Consider the following 15,252-nt stretch of genomic DNA (forward strand, 5'->3'; position numbering starts at 1 on the left):
CGTATGTTTAGCGCATATCCGTGCGGTGCAGCTCCAGGCCCTGCTCGCGGCAGCGCTGGTAGTTCTGTCGTGTCGCTTCAAGTATCGCGGCATCCTGCACCACGATCTCGACGATACGCTGAAATCCGAATGCGTCCTCCGGCAGGGAGAGCGCAAGATTGATAAACACGTCGCGATGGTCGGGGCGCTGCCCACCGAAGCCGATCTCGATCGGTGCCGACGGCTTCTTCCCGAGTATCACGTGTGGTACGAAAGCCTCGGCGCGGAACGCCCACAGCCGTTGATCGAGCCGTGTCGCGTCCTCCTCGCTCGGCATGTGGATGTAGATCCTCAGCCCCAGGCCGAGGATCTTCTCGCACAACCGACACAGGAACAGCTCGCGGCTGTCCGGGTCGGCATCGGCGAGGATGTAGTAGTCGGCACGGCTCATCGGTGTGGATCAGCCCTGTTCCGCGCTCTCTTTCTGCTCCGCCAGATCGAGTAGATACTGGCTCAGCAGCGGTACGCAGCGTCCGGTGGCGCCCTTCGCCTTGCCGCTCTTCCAGGCCACACCCGCGATATCCAGATGTGCCCAGCGGTACTCCTTGGTGAAGCGCGCCAGGAAGCAGGCGGCGGTAATGGTGCCGGCCGGGCGCCCGCCGATGTTGGCGATATCGGCGAAGTTGGAGTCGAGCTGCTCTTGGAACTCGTCCCACAGCGGCAACTGCCAGGCACGGTCGGCAGCGTACTCGCCGGCGTCGAGCAGCGCATCGGCCAGCTCGTCGTTGTTGCTGAGCAGACCTGAAGCCTGATGACCCAGGGCGATGATGCAGGCGCCGGTCAGGGTGGCAATATCGATCACGCTCTGCGGCTGGAAACGACCGACATAGGTCAGTGCGTCGCACAGTACCAAACGGCCCTCGGCATCGGTGTTGAGAATCTCGACGGTCTGGCCGGAGAGGGTGGTGACGATATCACCCGGCTTGGTAGCCTTGCTGCCGGGCATGTTTTCGGCGGCGGCGATAACACCGACCACGTTGAGCGGCAGCTGCATCTCGGCGACTGCCTCCATGGTGCCGAGCACGCTGGCGGCACCGCCCATGTCGAACTTCATCTCGTCCATTTCGGCGCCGGGCTTGAGGCTGATACCGCCGGTGTCGAAGGTGATCCCCTTGCCGACCAGGGCATGGGGTTTCTCGTCCTCGTTACCGCCCTTGTACTGCATCACGATCAGTCGCGAAGGTTGCGCGCTGCCGCGACCGACGGAGAGCAGGGCGCCCATGCCAAGCTCCTCCATCTGTGCTTCGTCGAGGATCTCGACACTGATGCTTTCAAAGGTCTCCGCCAGGCCGATGGCGCGCTCGGCCAGGTAGCTCGGCGTGCAGATATTTCCGGGCAGGTTGGCTACTTCACGGGCGCTGCTGACTCCGTTGGCGATCGCCGCGCCGTCGAGCAGGGCACCTTCGCCGAGTTCGGTTTCATCTTCGCTGAGCAGGATCGACAAGGTCTCCAGCTTGATCGGGTCGGCCTTCTTGCTCTTGGTGATGTCGTACTGGTACAGCTCTTCGGACGCCCATTCGACCAGCTGACGGGTCTGACGGTAGGTGTCCTGCTGCTCGCTGGCCAATCCGTCCAGTGCGACCACGGCACTGCTGACACCGGCTTTCTTCAGGGTGCCGGCGATGCCGCCAACCAGCTTGCGATAGTGGCGATCCTTACGCTCGTCTGCCTTGCCCAGGCCCAGCACGAGCACGCGCTTGGCCTTGATGCCGGGCACCTTGAACAGCATCTGCTGCTCGCCTGCTTTACCGGTGATGTCGCCGCTTTCGATCAGCTCCTGAATATAGCCCGACGCGGCTTTGTCCAGTGCGGCCGCGGTGGGGGCAGGTTTGCCTTCCGCTTCAACGCCGACCACGACGCAATCCGTTTCCAGTGCTTCAATCGGACCATTGACGATTTCGAAATCCATGACGACTCCATACAAGACATTGCTGACTGATTGCGGGATAATGCGGCCCGCTTACATATACAAGATAGCCGCACTATACAGCGGTTGCGGGAATCAGTGCCAGACGCGATCCCGTTAAACCGACAGCGGTGCGTCACATCATTGATATCCGTATTCCAGAATCGCGACAGGGATTGAGCTTTGATTATTTTCCGTTATCTCTCCCGCGAGGTACTACTCTCCACCACGGCCGTTACCGCCGTGTTGCTGCTGATTATCACCAGCGCGCGTTTGATCAAATATCTGGCCGATGCCGCCACCGGTAAGCTCGATGCCGACTTTGTGCTGCTGGTGCTGGCCTATCGCATCCCCGGTTTTCTCGAGCTGTTGCTGCCGCTTGGGTTGTTTCTCGGCATTCTGCTCGGCTTCGGTCGCCTCTATCTCGAAAGCGAGATGGTGGTGCTGCGCGCCTGTGGTGTCAGCCACAAACGACTGGTGCTCTTCGCCCTGGGACCGGCGCTGTTCGTTTCGGTGTTGGTCGCGGTTATTTCGCTTTGGGCCGCCCCCTGGGGGGTCGGCCAGGCCAAACAGATCTTTGCTCAGCAGGAGGCACGCAGTGAACTGGAGCTGCTGACCCCCGGACGCTTTCAATCCCAGGGTAAGGGCAATCAGGTCACCTACGCCCAGCACCTGAATACCGAGGATGGCACGCTGGAACAGGTGTTCATCGCGCAACAGAACGACAAGGGGCAACCGCTGTTGCTGTTCGCCAATGTGGCGCAGCAACGCATCATCGAAGAGCAGGGGCGCTTTCTGGTGCTCGAGGATGGTTTCCGATTCGATGGCACGCCGGGCCGGGCCGATTACAGCGCCACCCGTTTTGGTGAGTACGGGGTGCGGCTGCCTGAGGCGGATGCCGGGTTGACGATCAATGAGATCGAGGCCAAGCCGACCCTGCTGTTGTGGCATGGCGAAAGCACCCGTGAACAAGCCCAGTTGCACTGGCGGTTGTCGCTTCCGGTGCTGGTGTTCATCGTGACCCTGATCGCAGTGCCGCTGTCTCGCACCAACCCACGCCAGGGCCGCTATGCCAAGCTGATCCCCTCGATCGTCATCTATCTGCTCTATGTCACCCTGCTGACCGCGACCCGCTCGGCGATAGAGGATGGCGGCACCGGCCCCTGGGCACTGTGGATGGTACATCTGTTCTTCCTGGCACTGGCGGCGAACCTGATCTTTGCCGACCGCTTCTGGGAGTCGGTGTGGAATAAACTGCCGGCGCTGCGCTTGCCCTGGAAACGCAAACCGGAGCAGGAGGGTAGCGCATGATCGTCAATCGCCTGGAGCTTTATATCGCCCGGCATGTACTGTCGGCGATCGCCGTGGTGCTGCTGATCGTGGTCGGGCTGGACCTGCTGTCGGCGTTGATCGATGAGATGGACCGGCTCAGCGAGCGCTATCAGTTCGCGACCATGCTGCAGTATCTGGCGCTGACCCTGCCCCGTCGAATCTACGAGATGTTGCCGTTGAGCGCGCTGGTCGGCTGTCTGATTGGCCTGGGCTCCCTGGCCAGCCAGTCGGAGCTGACGGTGATGCGGGCGGCCGGCTTTTCCACCGCGCGTATCGTGCTGGCAGTATTCAAACCGGTGTTGTTGCTGATGCTGCTGGAGCTGGCGCTGGGGCAGTTCATCGCGCCGGCCAGCGAGCGTCTGGCGCTGAGCGGGCGCGCGGTGGCAATGGCCAGTGATGGTGTCCTGCGCGCCAACGAAGGCGCCTGGCATCGCGACGGTGACGAATTTATCCACATCGCCGCGGTGGAGCCCGGCGGTACCATCCACGGTGTGACCCGTTATCAGTTCGATCAAACGCACGGTCTGCTGCGCTCCAGCTATGCCGCGACGGGGCAGGCGTCCGACGATGGCTGGATTCTGCAGGATATTCGCGAAACCCGCTTTGTCGATGGTCGCACCGAAGCCGGTCGGCAGGATGAGGAACACTGGGTTACCGGACTGACGCCGGAGCTGCTGTCGGTGATTATTGTTGAGCCTACCGATCTGTCGATTACCGGGCTGGCCCGTTACTCGGGGTATCTCGAGGAGCAGGGGGTCAACTCGGACAACTATCGTCTGGCGTTCTGGGGCAAGCTGTTGCAGCCGTTGTCGATTGCGGCACTGGTGCTGATCGGCGTGTCATTCATCTTCGGCCCGCTGCGTAACGTGACCGCCGGGCAGCGGGTGATCGCCGGGGTAATAGGCGGGGTCTGCTTCAAGTTCGCTCAGGACCTGCTGGGTCCGGCCAGCAGCGTATTTGGCTTTGCGCCTCTGCTGGCGATTCTGCTGCCGATCCTGATCTGTTTCGCCGTCGGTCTGGTGCTGTTGCGCAGGGCTGGATAAGGCTTTTGCACCCTGGGTTGGCTGTTATTTGTCTCGCGCTTTTTTGGGCAGTGATACAACGCAACTCTCAGACCAGCGGTCGTGCCAAGTCAGGCGCTCGTCACTGAACAACATCCAGAAATAGCCGAGGCCCAGCGGAAGCCAGGAGATGATGGCGCAGAGGAAACGGATCAGTGCCTGCGTCCAGTTCAGGCGCTGGCCATCGAAGGTTTGCACGCGCAGACGCCAGGCCTGCATGCCGAGAGTCTGGCCGTTGCGGGTCCAGAAATAGGCGAAAAAAAGAAAGCTGAAGCAGAACTGCGCCGACTGCATCGCCGCACGTCCCATGGCGGAATCCACCGCACCCTGATTGATCGCCGTGGCAATAATGGCGACGCCTAGCCAGATCGAAACCAGAATCAGGAAATCGTACAGCATCGCCAGCAGACGTTTGCCGAAACTGGCCGGTCGGATGTCGGATATCTCTTCGCGGAAAGGGCGGCGCATGGGGTGGGAACCAATATTTAACGCGGGCCGGGGTGCATCGCTTGAGCGCCCCGGCCCGACGATCAGTTACTGAACGGGGTCACGAAGCGGGCTTTGTACTCTTCGGCCAGGGCATCGGCCTCACCCTGCTGTTCTTCATCCAGCTTCATCTTCAGTCGCACTTCAATCGCCTGGGCGGTCGGATTGCCCATCGCGGCAGCGTTGTGCATCCAGGCATAGGCGATCACATCCGAGTCGGCTGAGGTGTCGCCGCCATGGTCGGTTGCGTACAGGGTGCCGAGGAAGAACATCGCCTCCTGATGGCCCTGCGCTGCCGCTTTGCGGTACCACTCTTCAGCCGTGGCGTAGTTTTGCTCGACACCGGTGCCGAAGTTGTAGCAGCGGCCCAGGTTGTGCCAGGCGGTAACGTTGCCCTGATCGGCGGCTTTCTGGTACCAACTGAAGGCCTGGTCAATGTCGCGCTTGACCCCCTGACCGAACTCGTACATCTCACCGATGCGGTTTTGTGCATCGGCGTCTCCGGCATCAGCGGCCGGCTTGATCTTGTCGAACTCTGCCTTGTAGGCCTTGTTTTTCAGCGCGCGCAGGCTGTTGACGCTGTCCAGATGCCCCTGACGGGCACCGCGCTCATAGTAACGCTGCGCCATCTCAACATCGGCGTCCACGCCCCAGCCGTTTTCATACATCTGGCCGAGCAGGTTCAGGGCAGCCGGATCGCCCTCTTTCGCCAAGGGTGTCAGCTCGGTCAGCGCAGCTGCGTAATCCTTGGCATCGAAAGCGCGCTGAGCAGCCTTGATTGAAGCGGCTTCAGCCATCCCAACCTGCAGGCTCAGCAGCAGGCCGGCTGTTGTCAAAAGTGCGAATTTTTTCATCAAACCCATGCCTTGCGAAATAACTGGATGTTCAGACCCGAGTGCTGGATCCGTCGGTATGTGTGTAATTCGGCTACGTAACGCTGTAATTGGCCGGCGTGTGCGGGCTTCAGGCGATGCCTGAAGGCCACCGGCAATTCAGGTTCTTCTAATGTTGGCCGGGATTGTATAGGAAAAGCGGCTCCGGCGCAGCCCGGCATACCGCGCTGCAACACTATTAGTCTTTACGGCCGGGGCTGAGCAGCTCGATCATATAGCCGTCGGGATCCTTGACGAAGGCGAGAATGCTGGAGCCGTGTTTCATCGGGCCCGCCTCGCGCACCACCTCGCCGCCTTTCGCTTTGATGCTGTCGCAGGCGGCGTAGACATCCTCTACCTCGATGGCAATATGGCCGTAGCCGGTACCGAGATCGTAGCTGGAGGTGTCCCAGTTATGGGTCAGTTCGAGCACTGTCTGCTCCGACTCGTCGCCGTAACCGACGAAGGCCAGAGTGAATTTTCCCTCCGGATAGTCTTTGCGACGCAGCAACTTCATGCCCAGGACGCTGGTATAGAAGGAGAGCGATTTTTCCAGATCGGAGACGCGTAGCATGGTGTGAAGTAGGCGCATGAGGAAAATCCTCCTGAAAAATGGTGATTTGCACGGAACGTGTATTGCTCATACAAGTCTACAATGATTAATTAGAGTGACTAAATAAGAGTGACCCCGCGAGGGTGCATTTATATGCTCGCGGAGTAGGAATATTAGTGAACAAAACAACAAAGGATGGGGTGCGCCATGTTTCAAGATATGAATAAGATGTTCAACCAGTCGATGGAACCGTTCAAAGAGCTGGTTGATATCCAGACCAAGATGCTGGAGGAGCTGACCCGCCACCAGATGGATTGCACGAAAGCGTTTATCGAAGCGACGGTGCATCAGACCAAAGAGTGGCAGAACTGCAAAACCCCAGCCGATCTGCTTGAATTGCAGAAAGCCTACGCTAAAGAGCTGGAAGATACGCTGCGTTCGGCCAATCAGCAGAATCTGAAGGCACTTGAGGATGCACGCGATGCAATCCAGAAACTGACACAGGGCACGCTCGATAAGTACTCGAGCTGAACATTAGATTTTTAGATAGACAGGCAGTCAGCGGTTTTAGCCCGCGACTGCCTTTTTATTATGTGGCCGTGGTGGTAGTTTGGCGCTCCGCCGTATACCGCCAATGAGTTTGATAGACGATGAACAAGATAGGCCTCTTTTACGCCAGTACTACCGGTAATACCGAAAGCATCGCCGAGCGGATCGCCGGCGTGATCGATGGTGTCAGTGTAGAACTGCATGACATCGCCACCGCAGGTGTCGAATCGATATCCGGCTACGATCTATTGATTCTCGGTATCTCCACCTGGGATTTCGGCGAGCTGCAGGAGGACTGGGACGCGGAGTGGGAAACCCTGAGCGGAGTCGACTTTACTGGCCGCAAGGTAGCCCTGTTCGGGGTGGGTGATCAGATCGGTTACGGCGAGTGGTTTCTCGATGCGATGGGCATGCTTGCGGAACGGGTTGTCGCGCAGGGCGGCGAACTGGTCGCGCCCTGGCCGATAGAGGGGTATGAGTTCGACGCCTCGCGTGCGTTGAACGAAGCCGGTGACAGCTTTGTCGGCCTGGCGCTTGACGAGGATGCTCAACCGGGTGAAACCGGTGGCAGAATCGAACGCTGGGTGCCGCAGGTGCTGAACGCCTTCGGTGTTTGAACCGGACGGGTGGATCCAGCCGAATCCCATAATCCATCGTCGCACAGAATTCAAACAGCGAGGCAGATCGGGTAGAATACGCTCCTTTTTCCAATAACGAGCTTTAACCCCCGATGGAAATCAACCCGATACTGAACAGCCTCAAGGATATCGGCGAGCGCACCAAGCTGTTGCGCACCTATCTCGAGTACGATCTGAAGAAGGAGCGCCTGGAAGAGGTGCAGCGCGAGCTTGAGGACCCGGCGGTCTGGAACGACCCGGCAAACGCGCAGCAGCTCGGCCGCGAGCGCGCCAGTCTGGAAGCTGTTGTTGAGACCATCGATGAACTCACCAGCGGTGTGGCTGATGCTCGGGAGCTGCTCGACCTGGCGGTTGAGGAGAGTGACGAGGATACCGTCGGCGAAGTGGAAGCCGAGGTCGCGTCGCTGACCGAGAAGCTCACTCAGCTCGAGTTCCGTCGCATGTTCTCCGGCGAAACCGACGCCAACAACGCCTTCCTTGATATTCAGGCCGGCTCCGGTGGTACCGAAGCGCAGGACTGGGCCAATATGCTGCTGCGCATGTACCTGCGCTGGGGCGAGGCAAAAGGGTTCAAGACCGAGCTGGTTGAGGTGTCCGAAGGTGAAGTGGCCGGTATCAAGTCCGCCACCATCAGTTTTCAGGGCGAGTACGCTTTCGGCTGGCTGCGCACCGAAACCGGCGTCCACCGTCTGGTGCGCAAGTCGCCGTTCGACTCCGGCGGTCGCCGTCACACCTCCTTCTCCTCTGTATTCGTCTCGCCTGAGATCGACGACAACGTGGAGATCGAGATCAACCCGGCTGACCTGCGTGTCGATGTCTACCGCGCTTCCGGCGCCGGTGGTCAGCACGTAAACCGTACCGAATCGGCCGTGCGAATCACTCACGAACCCTCAGGGATCGTGGTGCAGTGCCAGACCCAGCGCTCGCAGCACCAGAACCGTGACTTCTGTATGAAGCAGCTGCGCGCGAAACTGTACGAGATGGAGATGCTCAAGCGTCGTGAAGCCGCGCAGCTGGTCGAGGACAACAAGGCCGATATCGGCTGGGGTAGCCAGATCCGCTCCTACGTGCTGGATGACTCCCGCATCAAGGATCTGCGTACCAACGTGCAGACCTCCAACTGTGATCGCGTGCTCGACGGCGATCTCGACATGTTTATCGAAGCCAGCCTTAAGGCCGGCCTCTAACCGAACCGAATTTGACCGATTTAAGCCGACTTTTAAGGTAGCAGCCTGATGTCCGACAACGCTCAGAATCCTCAGCAAGATGAAAACCGCCTGATCGCCGAGCGCCGCGAAAAACTCGCCGCGCTGCGCGAGCAGGGTAATGCCTTCCCCAACACCTTCCGCCGCGACAGTTACGCTGGCGACCTGCAGAAGGAACATGGTGAGAAGAGCAAGGAGGAGCTGGAGGAAGCGGGCATTCAGGCGGCTGTGTCTGGTCGTGTCATGCTCAACCGGGGCGCGTTCATGGTGCTGCAGGATATGACCGGTCGTATCCAACTCTACGTCAACAAGGAGGCGCGCGCCTTCGCCAAGACCGTGGACCTGGGCGATATCGTCGGCATTCAGGGTACCCTGCACAAATCGGGCAAGGGCGATCTCTACGTCGACATGGAGCAGTTCCAGCTGCTGACCAAGAGCCTGCGCCCGCTGCCCGATAAGCACAAGGGTCTGCAGGACATGGAGATGCGCTACCGTCAGCGCTACGTGGACCTGATCACCAACGAGCAGTCGCGCACCGTATTCGAAACCCGTTTCCGTATCATCGCCGCTATCCGCCAGTTCCTCGCCGAGCGTCGCTTCCTCGAGGTGGAAACCCCGATGCTGCAAGCGATCCCGGGTGGCGCTTCGGCGCGGCCGTTCGTCACCCACCACAATGCGCTGGATATCGACATGTACCTGCGTATCGCGCCGGAGCTGTACCTGAAGCGCCTGGTGGTGGGCGGCTTCGAGCGCGTGTTCGAGATCAACCGCAACTTCCGTAACGAAGGGCTGTCGACCCGCCACAACCCCGAGTTCACCATGATCGAGTTCTATCAGGCCTACGCCGATTACCACGATCTGATGGACCTGACCGAAGAGATGCTGCGCACCGTGGCGCAGAACGTGCTCGGCACCACAACGCTGGTCAACACCGTGCGTAACGAAGCGGGTGAGGTCCTCGACAGCGTCGAATACGACCTGTCCAAACCCTTTGCCCGCATGTCCGTGTTCGACGCGATCCTGCACTTCAACCCGGAGATCAATGCCGAAGCGCTGTCCAACGAGCACGCCGCCCGTGAGATCGCCCAGCACCTCGATATCGACGTCAAGGATAGCTGGGGTCTGGGCAAGATCCAGATCGAGATCTTCGAAGAGACCTGCGAGCACCGTCTGCAGCAGCCGACTTTCATTACCGAATATCCCACCGAGGTCAGCCCGCTGGCCCGTCGCAGCGATGACAACCCGTTCGTCACCGACCGGTTCGAGTTCTTCGTCGGCGGTCGTGAACTGGCCAACGGCTTCTCGGAGCTGAACGACGCCGAGGACCAGGCCGAGCGTTTCCGCAAGCAGGTGGAGGAGAAGGATGCCGGTGACGACGAAGCGATGCACTACGATGGCGACTTCGTCAACGCGCTGGAGTACGGCCTGCCGCCGACCGCCGGTGAGGGGATCGGTATCGACCGTCTGGTGATGCTGTTCACCGACTCCGCGTCGATCCGCGACGTGATCCTGTTCCCGGCCATGCGCCCACGCGCCTGATCGGGCCTGGTTAAGAAAGCCGCTGCATGCGGCTTTCTTTTTTGGAGCAATCGAATGGGCATCAAGCAGCTACTGTTTCCGGAAACCTCCCGCAACCTGCCGGGCAAGCGCTACATCAGCCTGGTGTTGCGCGGGCTGCATCTGGTCGGCGTTGCCGGCGTTGCCGGGTTGTTCCTTTACGGTCTGCCGTTCGATCAGTGGAGCCTGTACGGCCTGCTGGCGTTGCTGACCGGCACGATAATGATGCTGGTCGAGATCTGGGGCGATGGTGTCTGGCTGTTCCAGCTGCGTGGTCAGGCGGTACTGCTCAAGCTGGTGTTGCTGGCGGTGGCGCTGATCTGGCCATCGACAGCGGCGGTCTGCTTTATCCTGATCATCCTGTTGTCGGCCTTCTTCTCCCACGCACCGGGTAAGATTAGGTACTATTCGATCTGGCATGGTCAGGTGGTCAAAGCGTTGCGCAGTGCCGATGGGCGCATACGCGATAGTGGACAGTTGTAATCGAGATAGAAAATGGGCGAGGTAGAGATGGCACTGGATAAAGCACCGAGTTGGCAGCCGTTGCTGGCCCCTGAATTCGACAAACCCTATATGCAGCAACTGAAAGCCTTTCTGCAGCAGCGCAAGGCGCAACAGGTGACCATCTACCCCCATTCCAGTAACTGGTTCCACGCCCTTGAGGCGACGCCGTTGGACAGTGTCCGTGTCGTCATCCTCGGCCAGGATCCCTATCACCAGCCGGGTCAGGCCCATGGCCTCTGCTTTTCCGTTAAGCCCGGTATCAAGGTGCCGCCCTCGCTGGTCAATATCTATAAAGAGCTGCAGGCGGACCTGGGCACCACCCCGGTTAGCCATGGTTACCTGGAGTCCTGGGCTAACCAGGGTGTGCTGCTGCTCAACGCCGTGCTGACCGTCGAGGACAGCAGTGCCAACGCCCATCAGGGCAAGGGCTGGGAGCAGTTCACCGACCGTGTTATCCACCTGGTCAATGAGCGGTGTGAGCATGTGGTGTTCATGCTCTGGGGCAGCTATGCGCAGAAGAAAGCGGCTTTCGTTGATCAGAGCAAACATCTTGTTCTAAAAGCCCCACACCCGTCGCCCCTGTCCGCGCACCGCGGCTTCCTGGGCTGCAAGCATTTTTCCCAAGCCAATGCCTGGCTCGAAAACCGGGGCTGTGCGCCGGTTGACTGGCAATTACCTGAGCAGGTCGTGAAGGCGCTATAGCGCGTCCAGCGGGCTATAGGTACCGGCAAAATGCTGCCCGATTACATGGGTATAAATCTGCGTCGTTTTCACATCGCTGTGTCCAAGCAACTCCTGCACCGTTCGAATGTCCCGTCCCGCTTCCAGCAAGTGAGTGGCAAAGCTATGGCGAAAGGTGTGGCAACTGACACGCTTGTGCTGAATGCCCGCCCTGGCAACGGCAAGTTTGAGCGCTTTGCGTGGCACCGAGTCGTGTAGGTGGTGGCGACAGAGTCTGCCTGATATTGGGTGGTTGCTGAGTGCTGACGAGGGGAACAGATACATCCATCCACTTTGGCGATAAGCGTTGGGATACTTCTTGTGCAATGCATAGGGTAGGGAGGGGCCGTAACCGATCCGATTGTCGGCCTCCTGCACAAGCTGCGCACGGGTAAGCTGAGCCTGAATTGCGGGGATCAGTTTTCGGCTTAATAGCGTCTTGCGATCCTTGTTGCCTTTTCCATCCCTGACGGTTATGCAGGCATCTTCTAAACCTATATCCTGAATGCGAAGCCTCAGACATTCGGTGATACGCAGCCCGCTGCCGTACAACAGAGCGAAGATCAGATGATCCCGTTCTTCCAGCTGAGCCAGAATCGATGCAACCTCTGAAGTCGAAAGAACTGACGGCAGGCGGCGCGGTCGTTTTGCACGCTGAAAATCGAGGTCTCCCAATTCGATTGACAGCACTTTGTGATAGAGAAATGCCAGCGCATTGAGAGCCGTTTTCTGGGTGTTTATCGCTACATACTGCTCATTTGCGAGCCACGAAAGAAATGCGCGCACCTCGTCAGCGCCCATTTGAGCTGGATGGGTAAGGTTATGGAAGTGGATATAGCGTTTGATCCACTGGAGGTATGTCTTCTCAGTTCGGATGCTGTAGCCGCGCAGGCGCATCTCACTACGCACCCGCTCAAGCAGGGGGCTTCTACCCATGTCGTGTACTCCCTGTACCCGTGAAAAATTCGTCCATGGTGGTATGTATATATATACAGTATATATTATGGTGTCCAGCCAGTGTGCGCGTTTTTCTGCCTGCGTGTGCTCACTTGTCATTGACGATATGAATAAAATTGGTCCAATATCAAGACATTATGGAAAAGCCGCAGTGGGATACTGCGCACGTCAGAGCAGCAAAACGCGCATGCTCGTTTTCATCGGAGGAAGACAGCTATGACTTGTCGATTATTCTTTTCTCTTCAGACGCTTAGATCGACTTCTCCAAGCTCATACTCGGTGCGTAAACGCGCATGCACAGTATTAAAATGTTGAAGATGACGCCTGATCATTAATATTGCTCAGTTACATCGCGTTGAGACGTATTTAAAAAGGATCGCACAAGAATGGATTTTATCAGGCGTGCAAGATTCAGAAAAAGTCCTATGTCGCCGATGTTCTTTTTACGCTACCGTGAACCCGCCGGAGGCGCGAAGGAACACGAGTTCCGGCGACACCTCCGGCGGGTTCACGGAAAGATGAATCGGGATATTGGGCTTGGTTTTTCGGAAGTTCGGCAGGTCCTGAGATTATCGACTCTGACACCGTGTAATGTGGAGCCGACTTCAAAAGTCGTCAGGGCCTGATATTATGGCGTGGCGGCGCACATCAACAAGCCGCTACATGAGATCCTGCTTACGCTACGCGCAACCAGGACTCGTGAGCTAAGCGTTATGTTTAAGGACGGGCATGAAAAATCGAATAATATCAATAGTCGCGGTACTGCTGATTATTTTGGTAGGGACGTACATATATTTTTCCGGCAAAGAATATATCGTCAGAATTCCAGAGTCTCAAATAAAGGCTGCTATGGATGAGAAGCTGCCATTAACAAAAACGTATCTATTTATTATCGACGTGACATTGCAGCATCCAAGAGTTGAATTGATAGATGGGTCAGGTCGTATCGCTGGTGGCATGGATGTAGAATTGAATGTCCGGGTTAACGAAAATCCTGAACCCCTCGGTGGTTCTATTGATATATCAGGCGGTGTATCGTACATGGCTGATGAGGGGAAGTTTTTCCTAACTGATCCGGTAGTGGAGAACTTTTCAGTTCAGGGTTTAGCTGAAAGTATCAAGCCCAAGGTAAATAAGGCGATAGAAAAGGCATTGAGTGAATATTTCTCTAAGAACCCAATATATACTTTAAAGAAAACTGACTTAAAACAGGCGGCAGCTTATGCCGTGTTAAAAAATGTATCGGTTGAGGGCAAGGATCTTGTTGTTGTCCTGGGCATATAAACATAACAATAAATTCAAGTCGCCCGCAAACGGGCTGGGACCTCAAAAGCTACGCTTTTTCGGCCCCTTAATTGAGCGTTATGTGGAATTCAGCTATGAATAAATTCTCGATAGAAGATGAAGTTCATGCGGAATGGCAGGGGGATTTCAGCACCTTCGAAGACGCACTCAATGAACTAAAAAGGCGTTCAAAGATACCTTGGAATCAAGAGCCGAATAAGTGCCCATTTATAAGTTGGGAAAGTTGTGAGCGCATCTATACAATTTCAGAGGTTGAAATAGGTGATGAGACATATTCTCCAATACGTGAAGCGGAAGTACTTAACGTCTCATCTAAAGGTGTTATCTGGCTCAAAGGTTTCGAGAACTATGCGGATATGTAAAAAACACATAACAAACGCATGTTGTTCGACCCTGCGGGGCTGGGACCTTCGTTCCGCTGCGCTTCACTACGGCACCAAATACGGGCGTTATGATGTTGAGATAAATGGATTTATATGAAAGCTAGAGATCGCAATATTCTTTACCTTCTATTTTTCGGAGTTATTCCGGTAGGGGTATTGTTATATTTTTACAGTGGAATTATTGTTGACATAATTAACGAAAGTTTTGGTTTTAATATTGATTTAAATAATATTTTGGAAATCTATACGCTATTGTGGTTTTCTTCTCTATTAGTTATTTATAACTATGGTAAATATAAAGAATAGTTAAACTATAAAGATTTATAAAAGTATATAGTGTGAGTTGTATGGAAATGGTTATAGAATGAAGGGATGTATATTATTAACGTATAATCATAACAAGGCACTGTCGTCGCAACACTTCGTGTTGCTGGGACCTCCGCAGCTACGCTGCTCCGGCCCCAAAGTGCGGCGTTATGTGAAGCAAGGTTCCTAGCATGGATGAAAAAGACAAAGACCTGATTAATATGCTTTGGGATGAATGGAAGTATAGAAATACTCTCTATTGGCAAATGATCTATCGATTTGGTTTCATGATCCTTTTTGTATCATTCATACCCTATGTGTACCCTAAGGTCATATCGCATTTAGGCAAGCTAGTAATTGCCTTTCCCATTTGCGGTATGGTTTTATCAATTTTCTCCGCCTGGATTTTAGACGCTGAGGCTGCGAGATTTTCCCATGTGAAATACACTCTAAATAAACATCGTGGTGATTATTTACCAGAGCGCTTCCCTGAAAATGGTGGTTTCATATGGTGGCTTAGAAGAGCGAATATTGGATACGGGATATCAATATTATTCAGTGTGGTATTTGTATTGCTATCAATACTTAGCGCAGCTAGCTTGTGGTTCTATGGATTACCCAACATCAAATAGCTATCACATAACAAGCGCATGTTGTTCGCCCCTGCGGGGCTGGGACCTCCGTTCCGCTGCGCTTCACTACGGCCCCAAATGCGGGCTACATGGACTCCCCCTATTACCACAAGTGCTAAATTGATTTCGTAAGGTGGTCGGACTGCCGCTCTACATTCGGCCTGTATACTGGCTTCTCAGCCATGGCCATGATGAAACGCGCTGAACGGGACCTCATTCGTTAGACGGCCTTTAGTGGCCCCCCGCA

17 protein-coding genes are annotated in these 15,252 nt (G+C 56.2%); 11 read left to right on the forward strand and 6 right to left on the reverse strand.

Features of this window, described 5'->3' with window-relative positions; all coding sequences use genetic code 11:
• Positions 1-7 precede the first annotated feature (7 nt).
• Both IEX40_RS17900 and IEX40_RS17905 read right to left on the reverse strand, forming a co-directional pair.
• Positions 8-430, reverse strand: a complete 423-nt coding sequence (locus IEX40_RS17900; RefSeq protein ID WP_188750752.1) for a DNA polymerase III subunit chi — start codon at positions 428-430, stop codon at positions 8-10.
• 9 nt (positions 431-439) lie between these two features.
• On the reverse strand, positions 440-1,948 hold the full coding sequence (locus IEX40_RS17905; RefSeq protein ID WP_188750754.1) for a leucyl aminopeptidase: 1,509 nt from the start codon (positions 1,946-1,948) through the stop codon (positions 440-442).
• 180 nt (positions 1,949-2,128) lie between these two features.
• Between IEX40_RS17905 and lptF the strand changes: the two genes are divergently transcribed.
• On the forward strand, positions 2,129-3,256 hold the full coding sequence (gene lptF / locus IEX40_RS17910; protein WP_188750756.1) for an LPS export ABC transporter permease LptF: 1,128 nt from the start codon (positions 2,129-2,131) through the stop codon (positions 3,254-3,256).
• Positions 3,253-4,320: an LPS export ABC transporter permease LptG gene (gene lptG, locus IEX40_RS17915; protein WP_188750758.1), complete on the forward strand. Its 1,068-nt coding sequence runs from the start codon at positions 3,253-3,255 to the stop codon at positions 4,318-4,320. Before lptF ends, lptG begins: the two co-directional genes overlap by 4 nt.
• Positions 4,321-4,344: 24 nt before the next feature.
• On the opposite strand, the gene IEX40_RS17920 is transcribed toward lptG, so the two are convergent.
• The 3 genes from IEX40_RS17920 to gloA form a co-directional block, all read right to left on the reverse strand.
• Positions 4,345-4,806 (reverse strand): RDD family protein, encoded by a 462-nt coding sequence (locus IEX40_RS17920; RefSeq protein WP_188750760.1) that lies wholly within the window; start codon positions 4,804-4,806, stop codon positions 4,345-4,347.
• Positions 4,807-4,868: 62 nt separating this feature from the next.
• Positions 4,869-5,678 (reverse strand): tetratricopeptide repeat protein, encoded by an 810-nt coding sequence (locus IEX40_RS17925; protein ID WP_188750763.1) that lies wholly within the window; start codon positions 5,676-5,678, stop codon positions 4,869-4,871.
• A 217-nt stretch (positions 5,679-5,895) separates the two neighbouring features.
• Complete coding sequence (gloA, locus tag IEX40_RS17930; RefSeq protein ID WP_188750765.1) at positions 5,896-6,288, reverse strand: lactoylglutathione lyase; 393 nt, start codon at positions 6,286-6,288, stop codon at positions 5,896-5,898.
• A 168-nt stretch (positions 6,289-6,456) separates the two neighbouring features.
• On the opposite strand from gloA, the gene IEX40_RS17935 reads away from it, so the two are divergent.
• The 6 genes from IEX40_RS17935 to ung all read left to right on the forward strand — a co-directional run bounded on the left by IEX40_RS17935 (position 6,457) and on the right by ung (position 11,404).
• The gene (locus IEX40_RS17935) at positions 6,457-6,780 is read left to right on the forward strand and encodes a phasin family protein (protein WP_188750767.1); all 324 of its coding nucleotides are present in this window, start codon (positions 6,457-6,459) and stop codon (positions 6,778-6,780) included.
• A 119-nt stretch (positions 6,781-6,899) separates the two neighbouring features.
• A complete protein-coding gene (locus IEX40_RS17940) occupies positions 6,900-7,415 on the forward strand; it encodes a flavodoxin (protein ID WP_188750769.1) in 516 nt (171 codons plus the stop codon).
• 113 nt (positions 7,416-7,528) lie between these two features.
• On the forward strand, positions 7,529-8,623 hold the full coding sequence (gene prfB / locus IEX40_RS17945; RefSeq protein ID WP_188750771.1) for a peptide chain release factor 2: 1,095 nt from the start codon (positions 7,529-7,531) through the stop codon (positions 8,621-8,623).
• 48 nt (positions 8,624-8,671) lie between these two features.
• Positions 8,672-10,180 (forward strand): lysine--tRNA ligase, encoded by a 1,509-nt coding sequence (lysS, locus tag IEX40_RS17950; protein WP_188750773.1) that lies wholly within the window; start codon positions 8,672-8,674, stop codon positions 10,178-10,180.
• A 54-nt stretch (positions 10,181-10,234) separates the two neighbouring features.
• Complete coding sequence (locus IEX40_RS17955; RefSeq protein WP_188750775.1) at positions 10,235-10,681, forward strand: hypothetical protein; 447 nt, start codon at positions 10,235-10,237, stop codon at positions 10,679-10,681.
• 27 nt (positions 10,682-10,708) lie between these two features.
• The gene (gene ung / locus IEX40_RS17960) at positions 10,709-11,404 is read left to right on the forward strand and encodes a uracil-DNA glycosylase (protein ID WP_188750824.1); all 696 of its coding nucleotides are present in this window, start codon (positions 10,709-10,711) and stop codon (positions 11,402-11,404) included.
• On the opposite strand, the gene IEX40_RS17965 is transcribed toward ung, so the two are convergent.
• Positions 11,399-12,358: an integron integrase gene (locus IEX40_RS17965; protein WP_188750777.1), complete on the reverse strand. Its 960-nt coding sequence runs from the start codon at positions 12,356-12,358 to the stop codon at positions 11,399-11,401. The two genes, ung and IEX40_RS17965, sit on opposite strands and share 6 nt — an antisense overlap.
• 750 nt (positions 12,359-13,108) lie before the next feature.
• Here IEX40_RS17965 and IEX40_RS17970 point away from each other — a divergent pair.
• The 3 genes from IEX40_RS17970 to IEX40_RS17980 all read left to right on the forward strand — a co-directional run bounded on the left by IEX40_RS17970 (position 13,109) and on the right by IEX40_RS17980 (position 15,005).
• Positions 13,109-13,663, forward strand: coding sequence for a DUF1439 domain-containing protein (locus IEX40_RS17970; RefSeq protein WP_188750778.1), 555 nt, complete (start codon positions 13,109-13,111; stop codon positions 13,661-13,663).
• Between the two features lie 95 nt (positions 13,664-13,758).
• On the forward strand, positions 13,759-14,046 hold the full coding sequence (locus tag IEX40_RS17975) for a hypothetical protein (protein WP_188750780.1): 288 nt from the start codon (positions 13,759-13,761) through the stop codon (positions 14,044-14,046).
• 518 nt (positions 14,047-14,564) lie between these two features.
• On the forward strand, positions 14,565-15,005 hold the full coding sequence (locus IEX40_RS17980; protein ID WP_188750781.1) for a hypothetical protein: 441 nt from the start codon (positions 14,565-14,567) through the stop codon (positions 15,003-15,005).
• Positions 15,006-15,252 lie beyond the last annotated feature (247 nt).

Origin of the sequence: Marinobacterium zhoushanense, assembly GCF_014641945.1 — a bacterium.
In the GTDB taxonomy this organism is placed as follows: Bacteria; Pseudomonadota; Gammaproteobacteria; order Pseudomonadales; family Balneatricaceae; genus Marinobacterium_D; species Marinobacterium_D zhoushanense.